Genomic DNA, 22,620 nt, shown 5'->3' on the forward strand with positions numbered 1-22,620 from the left:
CGTCAGTACAAAAATCCCCACAAGGGCGCACAGCAGCAGCGCCCCGCCCGTCAGCAGCACCGCCGTCTGTTTTGTCACAAAAAACAGGGCTATGGTGATCCCGGACATGGAGAGGACAAGCCCTATTGTCACCCGGCCAAACAGCCGCTTTACCGATAGGTTTTGAAACTTCATTTTGCCTCGCCTCCCGTCCATTGATAGCCCATGCCGTAAACGGTCTTGATGTAGGGTGCGCCGCCGTCGGCTTCAATCTTGCTGCGAATCCGGCTGATGGAGGTTGTCAGGGTGTGTTCGTCTACAAACCTCTCGTCTATATCCCACAGCTTTTCCAAAAGCTGCCCACGGGTCAGCACTTGCCGGGGATTTTTGCGGAACAGGTTCAACATTTTGTACTCCATCTGGGATAGGGTCAGTGGCTTTCCGTTCAGGGAAGCGGTCTGCTCCGAGAAGTCCAGAAACAGCCGCCCGTCGTCGTAAATGTCCTTGGCCGGTTTATGGTGTTCCAGCATGGCGAACATGGCTTTGATTTTCCGCTGCAAGGCCCCAATCACAAAAGGCTTTGTGATGTAGTCCACCGCGCCCACCTCATAGCCCCGTATCTGGTTGCTCTCCTGATCGTTGGCGGTCAGGAAAATTAGGATGGTGTCCAGGTGCCGGGGCTTTATCAGCTTGCACAGTTCAAAACCATTCCCGTCCGGCAGGTTGATGTCCAGCAACACTAAATCAAATTCCCGCTGGCGGATGGCTTCGGCTGCGGTTCTGGCATTTAGGGCAGAAGTCACGCCGTAGCCGTCTGCGGTCAGATTATAGGCCAACATCTTATTCAAAAAACTGTCGTCCTCGACAATTAAAATCTGCTTCATATCCTCACTTCCTTTTCTTTTTTAGTTTTTTATAAATAATTCCTGGAAAAATAATGCTGAACAATAATAAAAATACCATCAACGCAATCATTTCTTTTACCGGATAGCGGAAAGCGAAATAGGAAATCTGCATTTTCATATACCACTGCATGATACCAATCCCTAAATTTCCAAAACTCATAAGCAATCCACATAACAGTAACCAATAGAAAAGACCCTCTGTTACAAACATTCGATATTCTTGTTTTTTTGTCATCCCTACACGTTCCAGGATTTTACACTCCCATTGCCGAAGCATAATATCCGATATTCTTGTATTTGCGAAATTCATAATTCCTATAAATATTAAAATTCCACTAATACTCATAAGTAGCCATCTACTTGTCTGAATATAGTTCTGCTCCTTTAGCAAACGTTCTGATTTAGAATCTAAATAAAACAAGTTCAATTTATCAGCGTGTCCATATTTTGATTGAAATTCCATATTATAATTGCGAATCATCTGATTCAGTCTTTCTCGGATAACTGACTCCTGATTTTTGTCAACATTAAATTGTATTTCAAAAATTTGTGGTGTTAATTTTTCTACCAGCCAATCATATGTAGTCTCTGTTACCAATAGGATATTTATATTTTTACCATCCCAGCACAATTTCATCTCTGGGAAATCATCCTCTGTTATATCCAGATAACCACAATTTACTAATTTCTCAGGAACTAAACTGCTCATTTCCGTACCAACCGGAACCAGATCATAAAATTCCATCTCTGTTCCTATATAATCCTGCACTTCTCCTGCTATATAATCTGACATCCTATGATCATGTAGCACGATTGTTCCATGATTATTTTGAAACTGCTCCCAATTTACTAGCTTATCATTTTTCTGAATAAAGTCTTTTAGTTCTTCCTGCTCCCCGATACTAACTGTCTGAATTACCGTGGATATTTTATCTCCATCGATTAGAATCTTTATATTCTCCTTGCCATTTTTTCCGACGATCGGATAAAATCCTTTAATGTTTTCTACTGAATGAAGTTCGTTTCCTATGGTCGTTTCAATATCATTCATAAGGGACTTCGGAAAAAACTTCATATTCTTTGTGTCCGGTGATGATTCAATTAAATAATTGCAAGCTTCCTCTGTAATTCCTATTTGGAAGTCCGGCTCTTTACTATAATAATTCTGTAAATCCACTCCGTTCACAATTACCGCAGAACATAATGCCAATTCGCACCCAAGCCATAATGACAAACTTGTTATCCCAAATGTTTTTTTATTCCGAAATAAATATTTCTTTGCAAGATAAATTTCAGGATGTTTTCCCCAGCAGCGGAATTTCTTTATCTTCGGTTTCTTCCTGCTTTTATGATAAGTAACCGCCTCCGTATATTTCATACACTCCAACGGACTTAATTTTCTCATTTTTCTTTTCAGACATTCCACTGCCACTCCCAACGTGAAAATCACAAGAACAATCGCTAGGATAAGAAGTTTGGGTTGAAAGAAAACCATTCTTTCTAATTTCCATGTATTCTCTGCATACATTTTTTCTAATAACAATGGCATAATACCCCATATAAACATTCCCCCTAAAACTGCTCCAGCGATACTTCCCGTAAGTCCTATTTTTAGCATCTCACGATTCATAACTTTAATATTCTGCTTTTGTTCCACACCAATTACTTGTAAAAGGCCATAACGTTGTAAATCTTTTTCCAGCGAAATATTTAGGATATTGTAAATAAACAAAAACATAGAAAGTAAAACCATAACCGAAAAAAAGACTGCAAATCCATAACTTCCCATCATTTCACTTATTGCCCGATATTCTGCTGGGTTCATACTTACAATTCTCTGTCCCTCATTCAACTTTATGTTATTTGTCAGCATATGTTCTATTTGCGAACCACTGGAATATTTCTTTGTATGATCTATTAAAATCCTACATGGCTCCCATTGAAGCCCATTCTTCTCCATTGATTTCTCTGATATAAAAGCCACAGAAGCACCGGAGGTTTGATTTTGATACTCTGTAAAATACCCAGAAAGTAAAAAGTTCTGCATACCGGTTCCACTGGTATTGAAAATGTCATTCCAATAAAAATCCAGTTCAATTTCCATGCCCACTTCGGGATTCTTGATTCCAAGATATTGCAGAGTTTTCGTAGAAAGCATAATTTCATTTTCTTTTTCTGGATAGGTCCCTACCACATTTGTAAATGCAGGACGTATCATTTTTTCAAATCCGGTCACATCTGTAATGACGCAATCACAATATTTTATGGAATCATCTAATAATTTTCCTGCAAACTTTTCTTTCCCAATGCTTTCTATGCATGGTAGCTGTGTAAGCTGTTGTGTCATATCCGCTGTACCATTTTCAATATAGGTCGATACAGCCATACCATCGGCTTTCATATTTTTCTGAATATCAATCTCCATCTTCCCATAGATTAAAGAGAACACACTAAAAATCACGCCTACAGTAATTGTAATTACGATAAACAGTAGACGATTTCTGTTTTGATTCTTTTTCCTGGAAGCATCCATAAGCACTCTTTCAGCCGACTGATTACAATCGTAATTCTCCATCCTATACAACCCTCCCATCTTTCATCTGAATAATCCGATCTGCCATAGCTGCTATTCTTTCATCATGTGTAACGATAATCATTGTCTGGCTATATTTTTTACACATCTTTTTCAAAAATTTCATAACGGATATACTGGTTGTAGAATCTAAATTTCCTGTCAACTCGTCTCCCAAAAGTATGGTAGGATGTGTATAAATAGCTCTGGCGATTGCGACCCGCTGCTGTTGTCCACCAGATAAAGTCATAGGATTTTGTAATAGTTTTTCCTCAATTTCCAGTTCTTCAGCTATCCGCATTACTTCTTTTTTACTGATATTTCTTTCCATAAGTTTGGCAGGTAAAACTATATTTTCAAATACATTCATCTCTGGGATTAAATTAAAATTTTGAAAAATAAACCCAATATGCCATCTTCTGAAGGAACTCCTTTCCTCCATAGATAACTGTGTAATATCTACATCATTGATATAGACACATCCGTGTGTGGGATTTTCCAAACCACCTAGTAAATTGAGCAACGTGGTCTTTCCGCAACCTGAACTTCCCATAATAGCTACAAATTCATTTTCTTCAACTGTGAAAGATATATCATCAACTGCTCTTAAATAGTGTTCTCCATTAGAATATTCTTTTGTTAAAGATACTGTCTTTACTGCTGCCATATCAATCCCCCCTTATCTTTTTCAGATAGTATAACAGGCAAATGTCCGCGAAATGTTACAGCGGACGGATTTTTTCAAAAAATCTATCAGCAAAATATAGCTCTATTAAAAAGCAGCACTAAAGAAGATATTTTCATATTCCTCCCGGTGCTGTTTATATATTATTTTAGCTTATCCTTATTATCTTCTTGTTTCTTTTTATCCCGATATTTCCGTATGAGTTTATTACGGATAGGAACGCCAACACCAATCAAAAGCACAACTGCCAAAATTGTGAAATCCATACAATCACCTCACATTTCCTTATTCTTCATAACCCGAATGGACAAGAAGATTGAAACCGCATACATCACGACAATAGCAAAAACCGCAAGCAACACAAGAAGTATCGGAGAAGATTCAACGACTGAAATAATTGAGTTCCCGATAGCTGGCATTTTAGAGAGAAGAAGTAAAGTCACCAAAAAACCGGCCACTGGAATATACATAAATACCCGTCCTTTGATTGAGCCGTACTTGTAATATCCCGGAATCTGGAACACGGTATAGAGTGCAAATAAGAATACTCCTGCAATAGCGGCAGTTACAATATCAAATACGCCAACTGTTTCACCCAGCACTTTCAAGACAAGCGGCTGTGCAATCAAAGAAATAATCAAGGAAAGAAGCCCCATTGCAAGGACGAAAACATAGCGTCCGATCACAAGCTCACTTTTACGAACAGGTAAAATACCAAACAGACGATCCATACTGTTTTTTTCTGTGATGGAAAAGGTATATCCCGTCGTCATGGCAATAAAGCACATAGCAAATGATACCCCTGTCAGCAAAGAACGATTGATTGCGGCAAACACAATCGGCAGAAGCAGGGTGAAACAAATTGTCTTAAAATAGGGTTTTACCAATGCAATATCTAATTTTGTGGATTTCAAAATATTACTCATAATCGTCACCTTTCTTGCTTGTAAACACTACAATTTCATCAATGGTGGCAGGCTCAATGGTCAGGTTAGGGAAACCGCTAATATCTTCGGTTTTCATCAGCGCCTCAAATCCCGTAGGGAATGTACGAATACCAGCCGCCTTATTTTTCAGATCATCGGACAGTTCCTCAATTCCACCTTTTACAATGCGGAACATATCTACAAAATCATCTTTGCTGCCAGTAAAGTACAGCTCGCCATAACTGATGTAGGTAATATAATCGGCTGCACGCTCCAAATCGCCTGTGATATGGGTGGAGAACAAAACACTATGCTCACCATCTTCAATATACTCTGAAAGAATTTTCAAAAGTTCATCTCTGGAAACCGGGTCAAGTCCACTGGTCGGTTCGTCGAGGATCAGCAGTTTGGCGTCGTATGAAAACGCACAGGCAAGCATTAACTTCATCTGCATACCTTTGGAAAGTTCTTTTACCTTTTTGGTTGGTGCAATGTGAAATTTCCGTAACATATCCGCAAATTTCTGGCTGTCCCAATTTGGATAAAATACCGAAATGGATTTTTCAACCTGCGACACTTTCCAATCATCACTGAAATAATTTGTATCGAAAACAACGCCCAGCTCTGATTTTACTTTTTGTTCTTCTGCGATATTATCCAGCCCCATCACTTTGACTGTACCGCCGGTGCGCTTGAGCATATTCAAAATCAGTTTGATTGTCGTTGTTTTGCCAGAACCATTCGGGCCGATCAAGCCCATAATATATCCCTTTGGCAAAGTAAAGCTGATATTATGAAGTTGAAAAGAATCAAAAGATTTTGAAAGATTCGTTACCTCTAAATAATTAGTCATCTGTTTTTACCTCCGTTAAAATGTCCAAAAGGCGATGTAATTCCTCTGTGGATAGATTTGCCATTCTTGCAGCTTTTATTGCTTCGGTGAGATTGTTTTCTACTTTGCAAATAAGCTGCTCCTTAATCAGTTCTGAACCAGACCCCATTACGAAACATCCACGCCCCTGCACATTTTTAACAAAGCCCTCTTGCTCTAATTCTGTGTATGCCTTTGTCACTGTTAAGACGCTGATCTTTAAGTCTTTGGCAAGTGTTCTAAGGGAGGGCAAAGTTTCTTCGGCTTGAAGCTCGCCAGATAAAATAGCCGCCTTGATCTGCTGTTTAATCTGCTCGTATATGGGGACGCCAGATACATTTGAAATAATCAGTTTCATTGCTGCATCCTCCGTGTGTTTTAACTGTTATGCTGTTGTGCATAACAGTATAACACAAGTGAGGATAAGATGTCAATACATGGGGCTAAACTACTGGTAAACTACTGGCAAGCAATGCAATCTTACGTAAGATTGCGTATTTAGCAGAAATCCCGTTTCCGGAATTCCTGCTAATGCTTGTTGGTGACATATCCCCAAACCCCTGAGATCATTGCCGGTGGCAATGGCTGCGCGTTCCGTTGGAACGCTGAAAACCAAAAGCAGACAAATCTTATTGACGGGATTTTTCTGTGCTGCGCTGCGGTTGTGGTGGGGAAGAAATCTCTAATAGATATTCCACATTGGCCCGAACATTATGAAGTTCTTTCATATCATTTTTGGCCTGCTTATAGGCAGAATAGGCTTTCCGTTTTTGTTCCAGAAGATCGGTGTATTCCTCTCGGAGAGATTTGACAGAGGGGAGCTTTTTGATTCCCAGTTCGTCAAAATGATTCTTCGCTGTCTGGTGCAGTAAGATTTCCGCCTCATGTGCAACACGGAATTAAAAGGCTGAGCGCCAGCGGAAAAGATACCTCCTGTCTACGCATTTAGGGCGTTAAAAGTCCACGGAAATCAAGGGTTTTTCAGCCTATTAGCTGATCTACATAGGTAATTAGAGGGTGCAGATGTTTCAGGCGAAACATCTCAAATAACTTATCTGAACTTACCCATTGAACATCTACAACTTCTGTTTCCTGTAAACGCATTTCTTCAATCTTTATATCCCTATGAAACAGCCAAACATCGTAAAAATCCTGCACATTTTCCCGTCTGGTCTGATAAATCAATTTTTCACTTCCGGGAGTAAGCAGTATTCCTAATTCTTCTTTTACCTCTCGGATTGCTCCTTGCAAGCTGGTTTCCCCGGAAAGTACAGAACCACCCGTACATTCCCAATAAAGAGGGTATTGCTTTTTCGGATGCCGCTGTGATAAAAGATACTGCCCCTGCTGATTGACGATCCATGCACTCACAGATAAATGATACAGCCCTTTGGGTATGATTTCTCCACGGCACACTGTTATTCCAGACTTTTCCCGTTTTGCATTATATAAATCCCATTTTTCCATTTTCATGCCTCTTTGTGTGGGATCGGTGCTTGCCGAAAATCAAGTAAGTAAATATCAGCAATCCTTTCTATCTCTGCACGCTGATCTGCGGAATACTTATCATAAATCCCACCTGCTAACATACGGGCTGCCTTTGCGCTTTTAATTGCTGGAAGTACATCATCAAACACAATGCAGTGTTCAGGTGCGACCCCTAATTTTTTTGCAGCCAATTCAAAGACATCCGAATATTCTTTTCCCCGCTGCACCTCATCTGTTGAACATAAGGCGTCAAATAATTCTAAAATCGAATTGTTCTTTAAGCATGGCATATAGAGCTTTTCCGGCAACCCCGTAGCAACTGCAAGTTTTATTCCATGTTCTTTTAAGCGCAGAAGATAATCAAGGGCATGGGGCAGCAGACCGACATGGTTGCTGTATTCCTCGACCGCCATATTATTCCATTCCTCAATAATTCCCTCTACCGTTTCCTGCAATCCAAAAAGATCAATGGTGTATTGTGCGGCTTCCTCAAAACTCCTTGCACATATTTCAGTTACATAATTTTCCGGGACGGGAAGCTTTCTCTTTTTCAAAAACTGAATATCTATATGCTCCCATACATCCATTGAATCCAGAATTGTTCCATCTAAATCAAAGATTGCCGCATTAAAATCCATTTTTCTTTTCCTTTCCGCAAAATAAATCTTTCAGTTCCGCAGCAGCAGCTTTTATATCAGACTGCGCTATAATGGCAGATACAACAGCCAGCCCGTCAATTCCCATGGGCTTGAAACGCCCTGCATTTCCCTTATTGATACCGCCAATAACAACTATCGGCAAAGAAACGGCTGCGCGGATTTTCTGTAATTCTTCCATTGATACAGAATCAGCGTCGGTTTTAGTTCCAGTAGGGAACATTGCGCCAACTCCCAAATAATCTGCACCATCCTGTTGTGCCTGTATTGCTTCTGCAATGGAAGATGCGGATACTCCCAACAGCATATTTTCCCCAATTACTTTGCGGACGGCAGCCGCAGGTAAATCATGCTGTCCAATATGTACCCCCGTAGCCTGCACAGCCATTGCAATATCTATCCGGTCGTTTATGATAAGGGGAATATGGTATTTATCCGTAACCTGTTTCACGGCAACAGCCTGATTGTAAAATTCTAATGAGGACAATTCTTTTTCTCGGAGTTGTATCATTGTGCAGCCTCCTAAAATTGCCTGTTCCACCGCTTCTGTCAGGCTATCGCAGCTCATTAGTTGACGATCAGTAACAAGATAAAGTGTATAATCAAAGTTCATTTTGCACCTGCCTATTCTTTAGATAAACCATGCTGATACAATTCGTAGAAATGGTGCGTCGGGCCACAGCCTTTCCCAATCGCAAGAGAGTGTTCGATTGCCATTGTGACATATGCCTTTGCAGATTCGACTGCAAGCGGAACACTTTTTCCCTTTGCAAGCTGGGAAGCGATTGCAGAAGAAAAGGTACAGCCTGTCCCATGAGTATTTTTCGTATCAATGCGGGATGTTTCAAAATGGTAGAAATTTTCTCCATTAAATAGGACATCAACAGCATTTCCTATATGATGTCCACCCTTGACAACAATCGCCTTACAACCCATGGCATATATTTTTCTTGCGGCAGCCTCCATATCTGAAACTGTGGAAATCTGCATATCTGCTATTTTCTCTGCCTCTGGAATATTCGGAGTAAGTACATCGGCCAGTGGAATTACTGTGTCTATCAAGGTGGAAACCGCCGTAGGATTCATCAATGGGCAGCCATTTTTGGCATACATAACCGGGTCGATTACGACATTTTGGGGCTTATATTGTAATAGTTTCTTTGCCACCGCTTTCATACATTCTGGTGTAGAAAGCATACCGATTTTTACTGCGTCCACTTCAATATCTTCAAATACGGCGTCAATCTGTTTTTCAATCATATCCGGGGTAATATCTTGGATGTCGATAACACGGCTGGTGTTCTCTGCAACAACAGAAACAATAACACTCATTCCAAATACACCGTGAGCAGAAAAAGTTTTCAAATCAGCCTGAATACCTGCACCTCCGCTGCAATCTGATCCGGCAATGGACAATACTTTTTTCATTTTGCATTTTCCTCCATTCTCTCGTTCCGATAGGCCATCTTCCAAAAAGCAAGCTCTAACAAACTTGCTTTTTCAAAAATATCAGCCAGATACTTTTTATTTGCTACTGATAACCCGGCACATTTATGCTCTGCAAAAGCAGACCATTCTTTGCAGCTTTCTGCATATTGTTCATCCGCATAATCTTTGATAAAGTCCCAATATCTTGACTGTCTGCTTGTAGGAACAGCCGCCAATTTGCGGAATATATAGCTGTAACTTAGCATACAGGGAAGAACCGCCATTAAAATTTCTTCATTCTTTCCATGTGACGCAATCTCAAACATGAAATCAATGTAATTTTGATTTTCAGGCAGAGGAGCGATCAGTTCAATATCATTATCCGTCATGCAAAACTGCTTTAGATAATCCAGACGCACTTCTGATTCCGTATCATTTACAAAATTCAGCATGGAATAGTAAAGCTGAATTTCTCTTAATGTATCAGCATGAAAAATTGCCTTGCCGTATATACGGGCATAGTTTTTCAGATAGATACTATCCTGAATCATATATCTCTTGAACTTTTCAAGAGGTAGCTTTCCAGTTTGCACTTCCTGCACAAATGGGGTAGCTGCACATTCTTCCCAAATGGGGATGTTGCGGGTTAAAATGTCTTTCATAAATGCCATGTTTGATCCTCCTAAGATAAAAAAATAGAGCCTCTAAAACAATTAGAAGCTCTTTCAGACGCAATACGAGCGTAAGAAATTGCTTCCCTACGCCGGTATTAGCCGACAGGTCCAGAGGTCAGGTCTTACCTTTTTCAACTTGTTCAGTTCCCTCGCAAACACATATCATATCTTATTCAATTAAAAAAGGACATTCCCAAAACAGAGAATGTCCAAAAAATACGAATCTGTATTCTTTAGCTCCCTGCGTTGGTATTAGCCAACAGGTTCAAAGGGTCAGGTTTTAACCTTCTCAACTACAAGGTAGTCCCCCTGCTTGAATATCATTATAGTTAGAAAGTCCCCAAAAGTCAAGTCTACGCATTTAGGACGGTAAAAGTCCACGGAAATCAAAGGTTTTTCCGCATGGTCGGCTAGATAAAGTTATCCTGTTCCCCTCAAAACGAGGTTCTAAATGCGGGAAAACGGACAAAAAAGGAGAGACAGATGTGGAGGATTTGACACCTTTTCGCCGACGTTTTTTATCACTGGGTTACAGTAAGGGGCTAATGTATCCTAAAATAATAGCTTTGTTTTATCCCTCAATAGAATTTGTGGCATCTAATTTTTCATAAATATTTTGGATATGATTATGGTGCGGTATATAAAGAGAGAAAAACGCACCGAATACAGAGCCGATAGGCATACTGTATCCGGTGCGTTGTAAATTTTTAACCTTTCAGATAGTAATGCACATAGGCATTATAATCTCGATGCCGGGTGACTAACCGCAGCCAGATATAAAAGTGGGCAGTTTCCGAATACAAATTGAATTCGGTGGGCTCGCTGGTGGGCTGGGCGTACCCTCGGCAGAACCGTGTCAGGGTATCCAAATTCAGAAACTCCGGCAGTTGGAACAGCGCATTCTGGAAAGCATCAATTTCACGGGCAACTTCCAGAACAGGCGTATCCTTTTGGCACTGATGCCAGGTGGTCCACCATTTCCATCCGTCATAATCAGAACGGGAATAGGCTATCTCGCTGGCAGGACGGGAGCCCTGCTGAAACAGATCTTCAAAGGTGCAGGAAGTAGTCAGCAACGGATTTTCAAAGTCGGTCTGCTGCTGGCTCAAACCGTTTTTGACAGCTGCCCATTCTGTTAGAGGGAGTGGGCAACGGTTGGCATCACGCAGGGCTTCATCCATACCGCACGCCTCGCAGATATGGACATCTGCATAGCGGCTCAGGGCGTTGATGACCAGCCTGCAATCCAGCGGCTGACCACACCGAAGACACAGGGGTGGTTGCTCCGCCTCTGGGGTAAACAGCAGTTTGTCCTGCTGCCACATGGTTTCCAACAGGGATTTGGGATAGATACGGATCTTCATGATGATGTCCTCCTATTTTATCGTGTTTAATATTCGTACCGTTTCCTTCGGTCTTCAGACCAGGGAGGGTAAACACGCAGCTCATCCTGGAACATGGTCATCAGATCGCCTGCCATGTCCTCTTTGCGCCGATAGATGCACTGCTTCTCCGTACCATCGGCATAGCGGATGATAGTCTGGAGTGCGGGACCTTTCTGTGTGAAGATGAATTTGCGGCCATGAGAAGGATCAGATGCCTCAATCCAGAGGGGCAGGGTGGAGGAACTCCCATCCAGACACCGCCAGCCGCTGTAATCGGTGTAGCTGAACCCGTTGATTTCCCGCGCCAGTCTGCGCAGGGCAATATACAGCCGCTCAAAGTGGCACCCCAGTTCGCCTTTCTGATGCCGGATGTAGAGGGTGTGCCCCTCATGATCCAGGGCATCCAGTTCTTTGCCATAAAACAGGTATTCAGGGTAAAGACAGCCATCCGATTCAAGAATTTGTCCAGTGGGTTCCGCAAGGTGATTGTCTGACAGCCAGGCCGGAAAAAGTCCGTCTGCGGCTTTTATATTGATGAAAGCGCAGTGGTCGGGGCGGAATCCGGTTAAGTTGGTGGTAAGGGTTTCCCAAAAAATCAGGATGCCGTGATCCTTTTCATAAAGTTTGATGGCGAGATTGCCGTTGGGATATGTACTGATTTTCAAAGTCAGCTGGGCTCGGTGTTCGCCCAGCGTAAATGCGAGAGTATTCATAAGCGTTTTCCTCCAAAGAAGCACCAGACGCCTGCAAAAATGCAGATTGCCGGTGCTTCTTAGTGTGTGTTCCGAACAAGGAAACCGGAGCAGGGAGAGGAATGCAGTTCCTCTCTGGTCATCGTCAGCTACACAGCCAAAGTCTTTGACTCGAACTGATAGCGCAGAACCTGAGCCAGCTTTGTCCTGTTTTCACAAGTAATGCGATAGGTAGGGCCATAGTTACGCCCCTGTTCATCCATCCTTCGAATGGAAATGTTAAATCGGGTGCCCTCCTGGGTGATCCACAGACGCCTGCCCGTGGCAGCATCTTCAGCAATAATCCATAAAGGGCACTGCATGGTCATGTAGGTTTGGGGGTAAGCACGCCAGCCGCTGCGGTCATGGTAACAGAAACCGGGGGTAGTCTGCCGCCTTTCATTCAGTACATCATAAACTGCCTTATATTTCATGCGCTGCACCGCCTTTCAAAGTTTTTCAGGTAGCCTGCATACCCTTCCGGGTCCAGCTCCTGCAGCCGGTTGGCACGAAAACGATATTCAGGATAGGTGCAGAACCCACTCTGCATGGTGCGACCGGTTGGGATAGCCAGACCATGTCGTATGAGCCAGGTGGGAAATTCCGAATCGGCATTGGTGTCGATAAAGGCATGGTCTTTTTGCCGTTGGCCGGGCAGGTTGACGGTGAGAGTCGCCCAGGGTTCCGGGTCACCGCTTTCCCATGTCACCATTTGTATGGCAAGGTTTCCATTCAGGTAGGAAGTCACCTGCAGCTGGATGGGGTGCGTGGCACCAAATTTCTTGTAAGGCAAGGTAACAGGTGCAGCATCGGTATCAGGCTCTCCGTCCTCTACGCCCAGTTCCCAACTAAGGGACAAAATCTGGCTCTGGCTCAGCGTGCGGGTATATTTCTTTGCGTATTTTGGCTTGAAGAGCAGGGCACCGTCCTGCAGGAGCAGCTTTCCTTCTTTTTGGTCCTGAATACAGCGCAGGCCATGCAGACGGGGCTTTGCGCGCTCCACCGCATCGTGGATCTTTGGATGGTCAAACCATATGGAATACTGTACGGCTACATCGAGATTAGGATGCTCCTGAAAGCGTGAGCATAGGAGATCCAGCACCTGTTGACAGACTTTTCTTCGTTTCTCCAGCATCTGACGTTCGTTAAAGGTCAGCGTGAAATATGAGAAATCCCGTTCGGATGCGTCTGCGGCGCCGTTAAAGGGATTACACCAGAAGTACAGATCCCATCGGTCGCTGCCATAGGACACAGGGATATTTTCGTCATACTGGTAGCAGACAAAGTCCTGTGCGATGGCTTCCATGACGGGTTTCATTGCTGCGCTGCTCTCCAAACTTGCCTGACGGATATACTGCTCCCATTCTTCGCGGGTGTGGCTGTCATAAAACTGTTTGTTGGCTGCTGCCTCTGCTTCGGTGCATAGGGACTGCAGGCGCAGGGAGTGGACGTCTTCTTTGGCATAGCCTTTTTCAAACCATCTGGTATCAATATTCATATGAGAACGATCTTCGTGAATTTTCATTTTGCATCCTCCTTGTGTATAGTTGCTACATTTTTTGACTCAGTGTGGTCATTGGTCTTTCCAGTCATAGAGCCGACCATTTCTTTCAGACTGGCGATATACTGCCTCCATGCCTGCCTGGATTCTTCAGCACGCTTCAACTCGGCAAGCTGTTCTTCCGGCGACAGGGCTTCAAACTCGCATTGGCGGCAGTCTCTATCAATATCCTGAAAGATGCGGTTCAGGATGGAGAGAGCCAGCTCTGTAACAGTGGGGCTGTGTTCATCAAGTGCCTTGCGGCCTTGACGGAACAATTCCAGATAGCGTTCATATTGCTGTTCGCTGATAAATTCCCAGCCGTAGGCTTCCTGGATGTCACTTTCGCTATGGTATTGCATAGCTGCTTCAAATTCTGCCTCGCGGTCTGCGGCTTCCTTTTCGATGTGCCGCCTGAGCTTGGCGCGGATGCGCTCCAAGTCTTTGAGCAAAAGCTTACAGGCTTTGGCCTCCATGAGATAACCGTGTGCTTTGCTGTTTAGATATTGCTGAGATGTCTTTTTCATGCGGCAGCTTCCTCCTTGGATTTGGATTGAACAAAGAGCAGGAACCCTTTGCTGGTATCCTCCAGAAGCTGCCATGTACCATCCCGCCAGACACAGGCGGTTGCATCGTTGTAGACTTCCGGCGTCTTGGGCGGGTCATCAAAGCATTCCGGCGTCACATAAAGGCACATATGTCCCATATAGAAGGGCTGCAGAGCTGCTTCTATCTCTTTGCGCAGGGCAAGGGCGAGTGATTCGATCTCGTCAATATCCTGACGCTGAAAGGCAGCATCTGAGATCTGTTTGAGTCGCTTGGTTTGCTTCACAGCTGTATCGATATAGGGTACAGCCTCATCAAAGTATTTGTGTTTGATCCGCATACCGTCGAATACCAGAAAGCGGGTATAGGCGGTAGCGGCTTTACAGATGTCTTGCCGCAGGGCATCAAATGGTTTTTTGTACTTGGTTTTCAGCACCTCCATGGATACGACCTGCAGATTGCGCCGCAGGGTTTCCAGATGGTTCACTAAAGTGGTGCGTAGTTCATCTCGTTCCATAGGCATCCTCCGTGGGTAGCTTCCGGACGGCTATCCGCGCCGGAAGTGGCGGCAGTGCTTATGCACATTGGCGTGGGTAAACGCAAAATTCTTGCAAGCCAGCAATCGATTCCGTTCTCTGGGGGATTGTCGGGTAACGCTTGCATGATACTTTTTAACAGATGTTTTTATAGGGTTATTCGAGTTCAGGTTCCCAAGGGGTATCTTCCTCATAAGGCGCAGCCTCCTTTTCATTGTCAGTGGACTTGCCGGCAGCCCGTACCGTCAGCAGAAGGGCATCTTCCCCGACATCGTTGCTGTGGGACTTTCTAGCTCGTTTCTTTTTGCATCTTTCCACGGCTTTGTCATAGTCGTAGCCGATACCAGCTTGCAGTTTATCCGCAATTTTACGAAGCTTTTCAGCATGGTACTCATAGGTAGCACGATGGAATCCAGTCAGCTCCCACTGATCGCACACCGATTCCAGAAGCCGGACATAGTCCCGCAGTGCGTTGACTGTTTTGTAGATATCGCCATAGCAGGTAGTAAAGGTATGGACGCCATCAAGATCCCGAAAGCAAAAAATCAGTTCTTCCCCCAAAAACTGTTCCAGTTGGACTGATTGTGCGATCATTGGCCGAAAAGCTTCCTGGGGCAGTTCGGGCAGTCTGTTCTCATCCATTGCTATCCTCCTCATGTTCCGGTACTGGCGGTTGTGGACCTAAGCCTGCCGCAAACATCTGCACAGCGGTACGGTAACCAGAGGCGTATGCCTGCTCCAATACAGCAGAATTGCGGCATTGTACCGCAGCCTGATACTGTTCAAAAGCGATGGACGCCTCGTTGGAGAGCAGCGGGAGCAGAGCTTTTTCTTTCTGCTGTACTGCCTGGTTAAAAGGTGCGAGGCGTTTATCGGGCTTGAACACATCTGCTTCATATTCGCCATAATAGAGCGAAGTGAGAAAGCGTGGGTCTGCCGGAAAGGATATAGCAGATGGTGCAGGGTGGGAAAGCGCCGCCGCAATGTCTTTGAGTGTGTTGATCAGTGCAGGGAGCTGAACATTAAAAAATCTTTGCCCCATCGCTGTTTCGTGTAAATTCATAAAATAAGGCCCCCTTTCTAAAAGCCATTTGCCTTTTACTGTTCCCCGGCAATCCGGTGCAGGTCTGCTAACAGGTGTCGGTTATTCTGCTCATACTGAGGCTGAAAAGGCTGGTCTAAATCAAAATTGTAATAGCGGTAGTAGAGTACCTTGAATACAATGCCTTGCCGCATGGCAGGGTCAATGGCGCGCATCAGTTTGCCCAGTTCGGTGGCAATCTCATATTCCCGCTTTACATATTCTTTGTCTTCCCTCTTAAAATTCTGATACAACCAGTCCTTGACGGATACCCGGCTGCCGGTAAAGTGGCTCCGGTGCCGGTCCAGACACAGGCAGTATTCAAAATCACGGCCACGCTCCCCTGGACCTACGGTAAGAGGATAGATACGGCAGGTACGGGTACGGGCAGGGTAGACGGAACAGCGCCCATCCATAAGGAAGATACAGGAGCCGTTTGGGGCTTTTGTCTTGAGCATATAGATAGGGAAGCCTTCTTCGGTCAGAGGTTCCGGATCGCAGTAGCGGAACAGGAAATCCTCTATTCCTTCGATGAGCTCACCTTTTGTTCGGAGATAGCGAGCCAGACGGTAGGCATCCAGACTTTCCACCATTACACAGCCTTCAATATTGCGGCAGCATGCCCCGCATTGACGGCAGGAAAAGGGAAACTGGTCTTTGGGGCGGACTGGTTGGATCTCATTCATGATTTCTTCATTCATTTTGTTCCTCCATAAAAAGAGCCGTGACGGAATGGTATCCGCCACGGCCAGAACTTGTGGAATAGTCAGCGGGAGCCGGCTGTTCCAAACCATTTACAGTCCCTTCACGCACATGCGGCCAATCTCACAGGGAGCGGACTGACAGCCGCCAGCGGAAAAGGGGACATGGACAGATGGTAGTGGGAGTTCTGCGTTTCAAAACGGACGCAATCCTCCGACTCCTCCAGAATCGTCACCACACGCGAAGTATGGTAGATGTTTCCTCCGGCGTGCAGAAGCGCACCACGCCCAACAGACAGCGGACGCAGCAGAGAGCCATTCAAAACGATCTGTTTCTTTTCTTTCTTCATTCGGTTTGACCTCCAATCTTTTTGAAAATGTGGATGTAAGGGTATTTCTTATCTGTAATGGGTTCATCCATAGCAAATGTCCAGCAGTACATCGTGGACTTCAGCCAGCAACTCTTTAATGCGCCGCATGGGAACCTTCTGGGTGCGGGCAATCTCACGGAGACCATAGCCGCCCTGTTTCAGATGAACAATATCCATTTGCTGCTTGGAGACTCTGCCGGCCAGCTCGTGGAGCAGAAGATCCATTTCCAACTGCTGCATGATTGGGTCATGGGCAGGAATGGTATCTTCTAAAGGTGCACCATCGGGATATAATCCGACGTGAATACTGAGAACCTCCATATTGCGCTTGCGGCGCTCCTGGGTGCGGAAGTAATCATAGAGCCGGAATTTCATTTGTCGTGTGGCGATTGTGCTAAAAGAGAATTTTTGTGCAGATGGAGAGTTGAAGTAATCTTTTACTGCCTTTAAGTATGCGAAAACAACCACATCATAAAATTCATCTTCCGGCAGATGGTTTTCATTCAGGAACTTGTAGACTAGTCCGTGATGATCAGTGGCAAATGCCTGTTGTTCTTTGGTTAATGGTACTTCACATAACATTGTGTTTTCCTCCTTAAATAAAAAAAGAGGGATACCTCCGGTGTGTTAAACCGAAGGCATCCCTTTGTTCATGTGTCATGTGGCGCAGGCCACATCAGAATACTTATGCGGGCAGCTGCTCGCAGTCACCATTGATCTGGCTGACAGTATAGTGACCGTCTGCCGGCTCGTTGGTCATGGCGCCAGGCTCGATTACATAATCGCAGCCGGTGTCGCGCTGCTCCTCAGTGATCTCGGCACGCTGCTGGAGCAGGAGTTTGATCTGCTCCTTAAAACTGTTGGCGTAAGCCCGGATCTGAGCCAGCTCCTCGCCCTGGAAATCCTGCAGCAGTTTGAAGGTAGCAACACTGTAGTCATTGGTGCCGTTGTTCTCACGCTTGAGACCAATCTGCACGATACTGCCGTAAGTGGCGCGGCGGCGGAGCATGAAGGCCCGGTTCAGAAATTCCTTGAAGGGCTTGATGCTGGTAGGAGGCAGATTTACCTGCAGAGGCATGTACTCACCACTGCGAAGCAGGTAGAGCACACGCATATTTTTACAGGCTTTTCCTTTGCTGCCATCAGGTGCAGAACCAAAGCGGTTCATCACGCAGGCAGCACAGGCGCCTCCGGGAGTGCCGATGCCAACCTTGCCATCCACAGAAGAACAAAGCGGCGTGGTATCGTCGTCATATTCGCTGCCAGCCGGCCAGTAGGCGCAGGTGGCGTGGTTATGTAGAATGACGCCTACCAGATTCTTTTCATAGTCGGGATTGTCCGGATCATCGGACGGCATCTCAAATTGGAGTGTGCCGCCGGCGGGAATCTTGACACGCTGAAAGCTCATCTGCAGACCATCGGCGTCCTCAGCCAGTTCCTCGGCGCTGAAATCGCCTTCGATCATAGTGGGGAGCATGAATTTTTCCTGTTTCATCAAATCGCTGTTCTGATTATACATAGTGGTTCCTCCTTAAAAATTGTGATGGTTGCAGATGGTCAGGCGGCCATCTGATTGATACGGTTCCACTGCTGTCGGGGCATGGACAGGATATTGTATCCGATCCCCTCCAGGGCAGTGGCGCGGTCATAGCTGTCCACATCCTGACTAAAGCGTGTTACGGCATTGGATAGCCCATAGAGGGTCAGATCTTTGCCTTCAATCAGACGCTGCAGAACGCCGGTGCTTTCTTCCTCGGTGATATTGAAATCCTTGCTTGCCAGACGGACAACGCCGGGAATATCAGTGGTATTCATCTGAACGGTTGTGGCTTCACGCATCATGCCAACTACCCGTGTAAACCGCGTTTCATCCACGGCGGCCATCACGGTATCTTTGATCTTCATGGCAAATGCGTGGTCATCAGCGGCTAACGTCTCCTGTGAGAACAGTTGGAAGTTTTCATCTGCCTCATTGACCCGGCCGATGTGAGTGCGGCGAGTCTGGGCATCGTTGACGACCATGCCGTTACTGCATACCAGCCGATAGACCAAAGGCTGGATGTTGACGGAACCCAGTCCAACTTCACTATTGCTGATGATAACGCCGGACTGTACGATGTCACCGGGTACAACTTCGGCTTCAAGCCGCTTGTTGACTACCTTGATGTACATACGGCTGTCCGTGATCTGGCAGCTTTCAAAATAGGCGTCCTCCATTTGCTGAATGACAGGAAGGACGATTTCTGCAATGTCCAGATTGTCAATGCGGCGATAGCGGTTGCTCAAAAACGCCCGTACAGTGCCATCCAGGGTGCGGACCATACGCTGGGTCGGTTCCCGCTGGAACCAGGAATTCACATTCTCTGCCAGCAGTTCCGGATAATCGGAAAGCATACGGTCATAGTAAGCAGCCGGAATCTTCAGATGTGTGCCGATCTGCCGATGGGCAATCTGGTTGATCTCCAATGGCTCCACCAGTGGGTCATCGTGGTCATCAAAGGTGTGGAGATAAAGTTGAGAACCAAAAGGTTCTACTTGAAGTCGCCTGGTATCAAGCAAATAGTCTTGCTTGAGTTTGGATTGGCGTTCAATCTGCTGTGCCATTTCCACGATGGTAAGTCCTGATTTCATTCGTCAAGTTCACTCCTTTCTCTGTGTTCCTTGTCAGCAGAAGCATTACCAGGATACCTGAATACCCTGGGCAGTGACTTCAGCCGCCAGACCATTGCTTTCCAGTACCTCTGCCAGACGGGGCCAGTAGACCTTCTGGGGAAAGTTGTTCAGATGCTCCTGAGAAACAGCATCTTCGCCCTGCTCAATGCAGATATCACCGTCTTCACGAAGCGTCAGTTTGCTGTGTCCACGGGAATTAAGGTCGGAGATCAGTGCTTCCAGTACAGAGCGTCCCTGCGTTTCATACCAGATACGGGGATCAACAGGCTGCCTGTTTGGAGGTGTTGCATCATCCTCGTTTGTTTCTCCGCCGACCTTGGATAGCGGAACGATCTTGACCATATCGCATTTGATATTGGCGTTCTGATCCAGTGTCACATCAGCGTGATCAAACTCGTCAATGCCAAACACACGGATGCGGCCGGTACCGCCATTGCGGATTAGCTGCTCCGGCTGCTTTTCACACCACTCGAAGGTGGCTTGCGGATAAGCGGAGCGCAGATATGCCAGAATACGATGGTTGGTGTGGCGAACCAGCAGTTCATCGGAGCTGGTGCTGCCCAGGTCAGGGATCTCAAAACTTCTTGTTTGGATGCCTTCTGCATGGAGCCGTCTGGTGCGCTGCTGACGCTGGCGATGCCGTTTAGCCTGCTGCATATAGGGGAGAAGCAAGATCAAAACTACCCACAGTCCCCAGAGAGTGAAAACGCCCAGAAGTAGCCAAACCTGCCAGGGCCCACGTACCAGAGCCATAATTGCGATGACCGCACCAATCAGGATCGTGATGCTGCCGCTCAAAAGTCCTTTGTCATTATTCATGTTTGATACCATCCTTTTTTCTGAATTTGTTGGAAAACAAAAAAAGAGGGACCGCACCAAGCTTTCAGTTTCATTCTGAAAAACTTGATACGGTCCCTCTTGGGCGCCGAAGTAAACTACTCCGGCAGGGATTCACGGTCGCCGTCCAATACCTCTGTGAGAGGCGGTGCGGGTTCCGCAGTAATGTCCGGGTCATTCTCCTGTCTGTTCGCTGCGGCGGGCTGTTTGGGGAGGAAACCAAAGTCATTTAGACTGACCTTCAGCTTCTTTTCCAATTTACCGTCCTTCATGCGAACATCTACCAGCCGCTGTGAGCCGGCAAGCCAGATCACACTGCCTTTTTTGACCTTGAATTGCATGAGCCGGGTGACATCTGCATCCCAGGCCCATACCTGATAGAACTGCGTCCAGTTTTTGGTGCGTTCCATCAGATCAAAGCATACATAGCTTTGTTTGGACTGGCTTTCTTTGGGTACAAGGTCGTTCATGACGCGCCCGAACACAAAAATCTGTGCCATAACACTCCTTTCTGCCATTGGCATTATTATCTATATAAAAAAGTGCCAGCAGTTTTTCGGCCCTAAAAGGGCGCAAAAAATCACTGACACTTGCATACAAACTTAACAGCGTGTGCAATGCAGGCTTTTGGCCTACGGTACAGATCAAAAAGACCTGTATTCCCAAATGGGATACGCACAAAAATCAATTACAAGTTCAGTATAGCACTGTATCTTGTGCCTGTCAAGATGTAAAACGCTATATATAGATTTATAGCCAGCGACAAGTACGATATGTAGTAGTTGAAAAGGTCTTACTCTGTAAGATGGTTCATAATACGGTAGTAGTCGTCCAATAGATAGAACTGCGTTTTTGTTGGAGATGCAGTTTGGTAGTCAAAGATCAGACCATATAGGCTGCCGGTGCCATCCACTCCCAGGGAACCAAACCAGCAGGACATCGTATGGCCGTTGAAATACCATAGCTGCAGGTCGTTATATTCCGATTCAGTAACGAGTCCTTTGCGTGCCAGCCGAAGGGCGTCATCTTCATTGATCAGAGGATGAGACAGAAAATGGCGGTAAAGAATATCGGACATACCAAGCGCCTGCTGGTAGGTAAGCGGGTTGGGATTGTCCAGCCACCAGCGGGTCAGCGCTTCAAAGTCATGGATGACTGGGCGGGGCGTAAGGCTGCGGAATTGTTTTAGAAAAGCGATTACTGTTTTCGGAGCAGCTGGAGCCGGTACAGGTATTTCCTGCACACAGTCATTGAGAAAGGCAAACGCGATTTTTTCACCGGTTTTGTCCTCCAGCATCAGTCCGAAGCGTGACAAAGGAGCGAGCAGGAAATGCTCCAGCGCAAAGTTTTCTTCCAGAAAGCGATAGACTTTATATTGTTCGATGGTGTGGGGCTTATATATAGGAAACCCTCCTTTCCTTGATCTACCCAATAAATAGGGACAGAAGGAATGTATTCTGCAAAATATAAGGAAATCAGGCGTTGGTCATTGTGATTTGCAAAATGCCCTTTAAGAAAGCGAGGTGGCTCAAAACCACCTCGCATTTTTAGGATTCAGAGGACGGATCGGGATGCTCCTCCGGCTCGCTGATTGCTTCATAGCCCAAAAAGCTGTTTGTTGAAAGTGCTGCGTCCAGATAGTCATTTCCAACGACAGGCCGTGACCCTTTCTGAAAGTAAAATCGGTAGGGCTCGCCTATTTTAAGCAGGGCCGATTTACTGAGAAGCAGTGTGATCTCTATGCCATGGCTGTCTATCAGATGTACTTTGCGGTAGCGGCGGAGCATAGGTGTACTGATACCGGCGCAGATGCCTTCCACTACCTCGTAGTTCTTATGTGTTGCAGTCGCCCAGATCCCTCGACAGGATATAAGACAGGCGCAGAGTACGACAATCCCCAATGCCAGCAGGATATGATCTTTAGTCGCCACACAGATGATGACGCTGATTCCCGCACTGGCGATTCCGGCCAGCAGAGTGAGCAGAAACTTTCGCTGCAATACAGTGGGAAAAAGAGTCCATTGTTTCATCATGC

Annotated in this window: 29 protein-coding genes, 1 pseudogene and 1 riboswitch; all 30 genes and pseudogenes read right to left on the bottom strand. The window is 45.6% G+C overall.

What is annotated here, in order from left to right:
* Window positions 1-174 (bottom strand): annotated as a pseudogene (locus DWZ82_RS08880) (sensor histidine kinase); the annotation flags it as partial.
* The gene (locus DWZ82_RS08885; protein WP_118480278.1) at window positions 171-863 is read right to left on the bottom strand and encodes a response regulator transcription factor; all 693 of its coding nucleotides are present in this window, start codon (window positions 861-863) and stop codon (window positions 171-173) included. The gene DWZ82_RS08885 and the pseudogene DWZ82_RS08880, both read right to left, overlap by 4 nt.
* A 4-nt stretch (window positions 864-867) precedes the next feature.
* Complete coding sequence (locus DWZ82_RS08890) at window positions 868-3,459, bottom strand: FtsX-like permease family protein (protein ID WP_227085120.1); 2,592 nt, start codon at window positions 3,457-3,459, stop codon at window positions 868-870.
* 1 nt (window position 3,460) lies between these two features.
* Window positions 3,461-4,123, bottom strand: coding sequence for an ABC transporter ATP-binding protein (locus DWZ82_RS08895; RefSeq protein ID WP_117715689.1), 663 nt, complete (start codon window positions 4,121-4,123; stop codon window positions 3,461-3,463).
* A 161-nt stretch (window positions 4,124-4,284) separates the two neighbouring features.
* Window positions 4,285-4,407, bottom strand: coding sequence for a hypothetical protein (locus DWZ82_RS15850; RefSeq protein WP_262348839.1), 123 nt, complete (start codon window positions 4,405-4,407; stop codon window positions 4,285-4,287).
* Between the two features lie 9 nt (window positions 4,408-4,416).
* A complete protein-coding gene (locus tag DWZ82_RS08900; RefSeq protein ID WP_015567057.1) occupies window positions 4,417-5,067 on the bottom strand; it encodes an ABC-2 transporter permease in 651 nt (216 codons plus the stop codon).
* On the bottom strand, window positions 5,060-5,920 hold the full coding sequence (locus DWZ82_RS08905) for an ABC transporter ATP-binding protein (protein ID WP_118480289.1): 861 nt from the start codon (window positions 5,918-5,920) through the stop codon (window positions 5,060-5,062). Before DWZ82_RS08905 ends, DWZ82_RS08900 begins: the two co-directional genes overlap by 8 nt.
* On the bottom strand, window positions 5,913-6,296 hold the full coding sequence (locus DWZ82_RS08910) for a GntR family transcriptional regulator (protein WP_002578893.1): 384 nt from the start codon (window positions 6,294-6,296) through the stop codon (window positions 5,913-5,915). Before DWZ82_RS08910 ends, DWZ82_RS08905 begins: the two co-directional genes overlap by 8 nt.
* A gap of 623 nt (window positions 6,297-6,919) precedes the next feature.
* Window positions 6,920-7,405, bottom strand: a complete 486-nt coding sequence (locus tag DWZ82_RS08920) for an NUDIX hydrolase (RefSeq protein ID WP_242973598.1) — start codon at window positions 7,403-7,405, stop codon at window positions 6,920-6,922.
* 2 nt (window positions 7,406-7,407) lie between these two features.
* Window positions 7,408-8,064, bottom strand: a complete 657-nt coding sequence (locus DWZ82_RS08925) for an HAD family hydrolase (RefSeq protein ID WP_064786729.1) — start codon at window positions 8,062-8,064, stop codon at window positions 7,408-7,410.
* The gene (gene thiE, locus DWZ82_RS08930; RefSeq protein WP_004611584.1) at window positions 8,054-8,695 is read right to left on the bottom strand and encodes a thiamine phosphate synthase; all 642 of its coding nucleotides are present in this window, start codon (window positions 8,693-8,695) and stop codon (window positions 8,054-8,056) included. The genes DWZ82_RS08925 and thiE overlap by 11 nt, the downstream gene beginning before the upstream one ends.
* Before the next feature lie 11 nt (window positions 8,696-8,706).
* Window positions 8,707-9,510 carry a bifunctional hydroxymethylpyrimidine kinase/phosphomethylpyrimidine kinase gene (thiD, locus tag DWZ82_RS08935; RefSeq protein WP_055200142.1) on the bottom strand — a complete coding sequence of 268 codons (804 nt, stop codon included), beginning with the start codon at window positions 9,508-9,510 and terminating at the stop codon, window positions 8,707-8,709.
* Complete coding sequence (locus DWZ82_RS08940; RefSeq protein ID WP_055200141.1) at window positions 9,507-10,181, bottom strand: TenA family protein; 675 nt, start codon at window positions 10,179-10,181, stop codon at window positions 9,507-9,509. Before DWZ82_RS08940 ends, thiD begins: the two co-directional genes overlap by 4 nt.
* 224 nt (window positions 10,182-10,405) lie before the next feature.
* A riboswitch (TPP riboswitch) is annotated at window positions 10,406-10,505 on the bottom strand.
* A 386-nt stretch (window positions 10,506-10,891) separates the two neighbouring features.
* A complete protein-coding gene (locus DWZ82_RS08945; RefSeq protein WP_003501988.1) occupies window positions 10,892-11,548 on the bottom strand; it encodes a hypothetical protein in 657 nt (218 codons plus the stop codon).
* A gap of 26 nt (window positions 11,549-11,574) precedes the next feature.
* A complete protein-coding gene (locus tag DWZ82_RS08955) occupies window positions 11,575-12,282 on the bottom strand; it encodes a DUF4313 domain-containing protein (protein WP_118480290.1) in 708 nt (235 codons plus the stop codon).
* Window positions 12,283-12,410: 128 nt separating this feature from the next.
* On the bottom strand, window positions 12,411-12,734 hold the full coding sequence (locus DWZ82_RS08960; protein ID WP_118480292.1) for a hypothetical protein: 324 nt from the start codon (window positions 12,732-12,734) through the stop codon (window positions 12,411-12,413).
* Window positions 12,731-13,825, bottom strand: a complete 1,095-nt coding sequence (locus DWZ82_RS08965) for a DUF4313 domain-containing protein (RefSeq protein ID WP_118480294.1) — start codon at window positions 13,823-13,825, stop codon at window positions 12,731-12,733. Before DWZ82_RS08965 ends, DWZ82_RS08960 begins: the two co-directional genes overlap by 4 nt.
* Window positions 13,822-14,367: an adenylosuccinate lyase gene (locus DWZ82_RS08970; protein WP_118480296.1), complete on the bottom strand. Its 546-nt coding sequence runs from the start codon at window positions 14,365-14,367 to the stop codon at window positions 13,822-13,824. Before DWZ82_RS08970 ends, DWZ82_RS08965 begins: the two co-directional genes overlap by 4 nt.
* Entirely contained in the window at window positions 14,364-14,903 is a 540-nt protein-coding gene (locus tag DWZ82_RS08975) for a hypothetical protein (RefSeq protein ID WP_050624180.1), read from the bottom strand. Before DWZ82_RS08975 ends, DWZ82_RS08970 begins: the two co-directional genes overlap by 4 nt.
* Before the next feature lie 175 nt (window positions 14,904-15,078).
* Entirely contained in the window at window positions 15,079-15,564 is a 486-nt protein-coding gene (locus tag DWZ82_RS08980; RefSeq protein WP_118480298.1) for a hypothetical protein, read from the bottom strand.
* Entirely contained in the window at window positions 15,557-15,985 is a 429-nt protein-coding gene (locus DWZ82_RS08985) for a DUF6809 family protein (protein WP_118480300.1), read from the bottom strand. The genes DWZ82_RS08980 and DWZ82_RS08985 overlap by 8 nt, the downstream gene beginning before the upstream one ends.
* 35 nt (window positions 15,986-16,020) lie before the next feature.
* The gene (locus DWZ82_RS08990) at window positions 16,021-16,704 is read right to left on the bottom strand and encodes a YkgJ family cysteine cluster protein (RefSeq protein WP_243022920.1); all 684 of its coding nucleotides are present in this window, start codon (window positions 16,702-16,704) and stop codon (window positions 16,021-16,023) included.
* A 104-nt stretch (window positions 16,705-16,808) separates the two neighbouring features.
* Complete coding sequence (locus DWZ82_RS08995) at window positions 16,809-17,054, bottom strand: hypothetical protein (RefSeq protein ID WP_117497642.1); 246 nt, start codon at window positions 17,052-17,054, stop codon at window positions 16,809-16,811.
* Window positions 17,055-17,117: 63 nt separating this feature from the next.
* Window positions 17,118-17,657 carry a sigma-70 family RNA polymerase sigma factor gene (locus DWZ82_RS09000; RefSeq protein ID WP_117497644.1) on the bottom strand — a complete coding sequence of 180 codons (540 nt, stop codon included), beginning with the start codon at window positions 17,655-17,657 and terminating at the stop codon, window positions 17,118-17,120.
* A gap of 103 nt (window positions 17,658-17,760) precedes the next feature.
* Window positions 17,761-18,594 (bottom strand): hypothetical protein, encoded by an 834-nt coding sequence (locus tag DWZ82_RS09005; protein ID WP_006874319.1) that lies wholly within the window; start codon window positions 18,592-18,594, stop codon window positions 17,761-17,763.
* Window positions 18,595-18,632: 38 nt separating this feature from the next.
* Entirely contained in the window at window positions 18,633-19,706 is a 1,074-nt protein-coding gene (locus tag DWZ82_RS09010; RefSeq protein WP_006874318.1) for a DUF932 domain-containing protein, read from the bottom strand.
* 45 nt (window positions 19,707-19,751) lie between these two features.
* Window positions 19,752-20,567 (bottom strand): hypothetical protein, encoded by an 816-nt coding sequence (locus DWZ82_RS09015; RefSeq protein ID WP_118480304.1) that lies wholly within the window; start codon window positions 20,565-20,567, stop codon window positions 19,752-19,754.
* A 116-nt stretch (window positions 20,568-20,683) separates the two neighbouring features.
* On the bottom strand, window positions 20,684-21,085 hold the full coding sequence (locus DWZ82_RS09020; protein WP_118480306.1) for a single-stranded DNA-binding protein: 402 nt from the start codon (window positions 21,083-21,085) through the stop codon (window positions 20,684-20,686).
* A 293-nt stretch (window positions 21,086-21,378) separates the two neighbouring features.
* Complete coding sequence (locus DWZ82_RS09025) at window positions 21,379-22,017, bottom strand: hypothetical protein (protein WP_442861227.1); 639 nt, start codon at window positions 22,015-22,017, stop codon at window positions 21,379-21,381.
* Window positions 22,018-22,132: 115 nt separating this feature from the next.
* Window positions 22,133-22,618: a hypothetical protein gene (locus DWZ82_RS09030; RefSeq protein ID WP_330593522.1), complete on the bottom strand. Its 486-nt coding sequence runs from the start codon at window positions 22,616-22,618 to the stop codon at window positions 22,133-22,135.
* Window positions 22,619-22,620: the final 2 nt, after the last annotated feature.

The sequence above is a fragment of the Butyricicoccus sp. AF35-5AC genome, from assembly GCF_003477715.1.
GTDB classification, from domain to species: domain Bacteria; phylum Bacillota; class Clostridia; order Oscillospirales; family Butyricicoccaceae; genus Agathobaculum; species Agathobaculum butyriciproducens.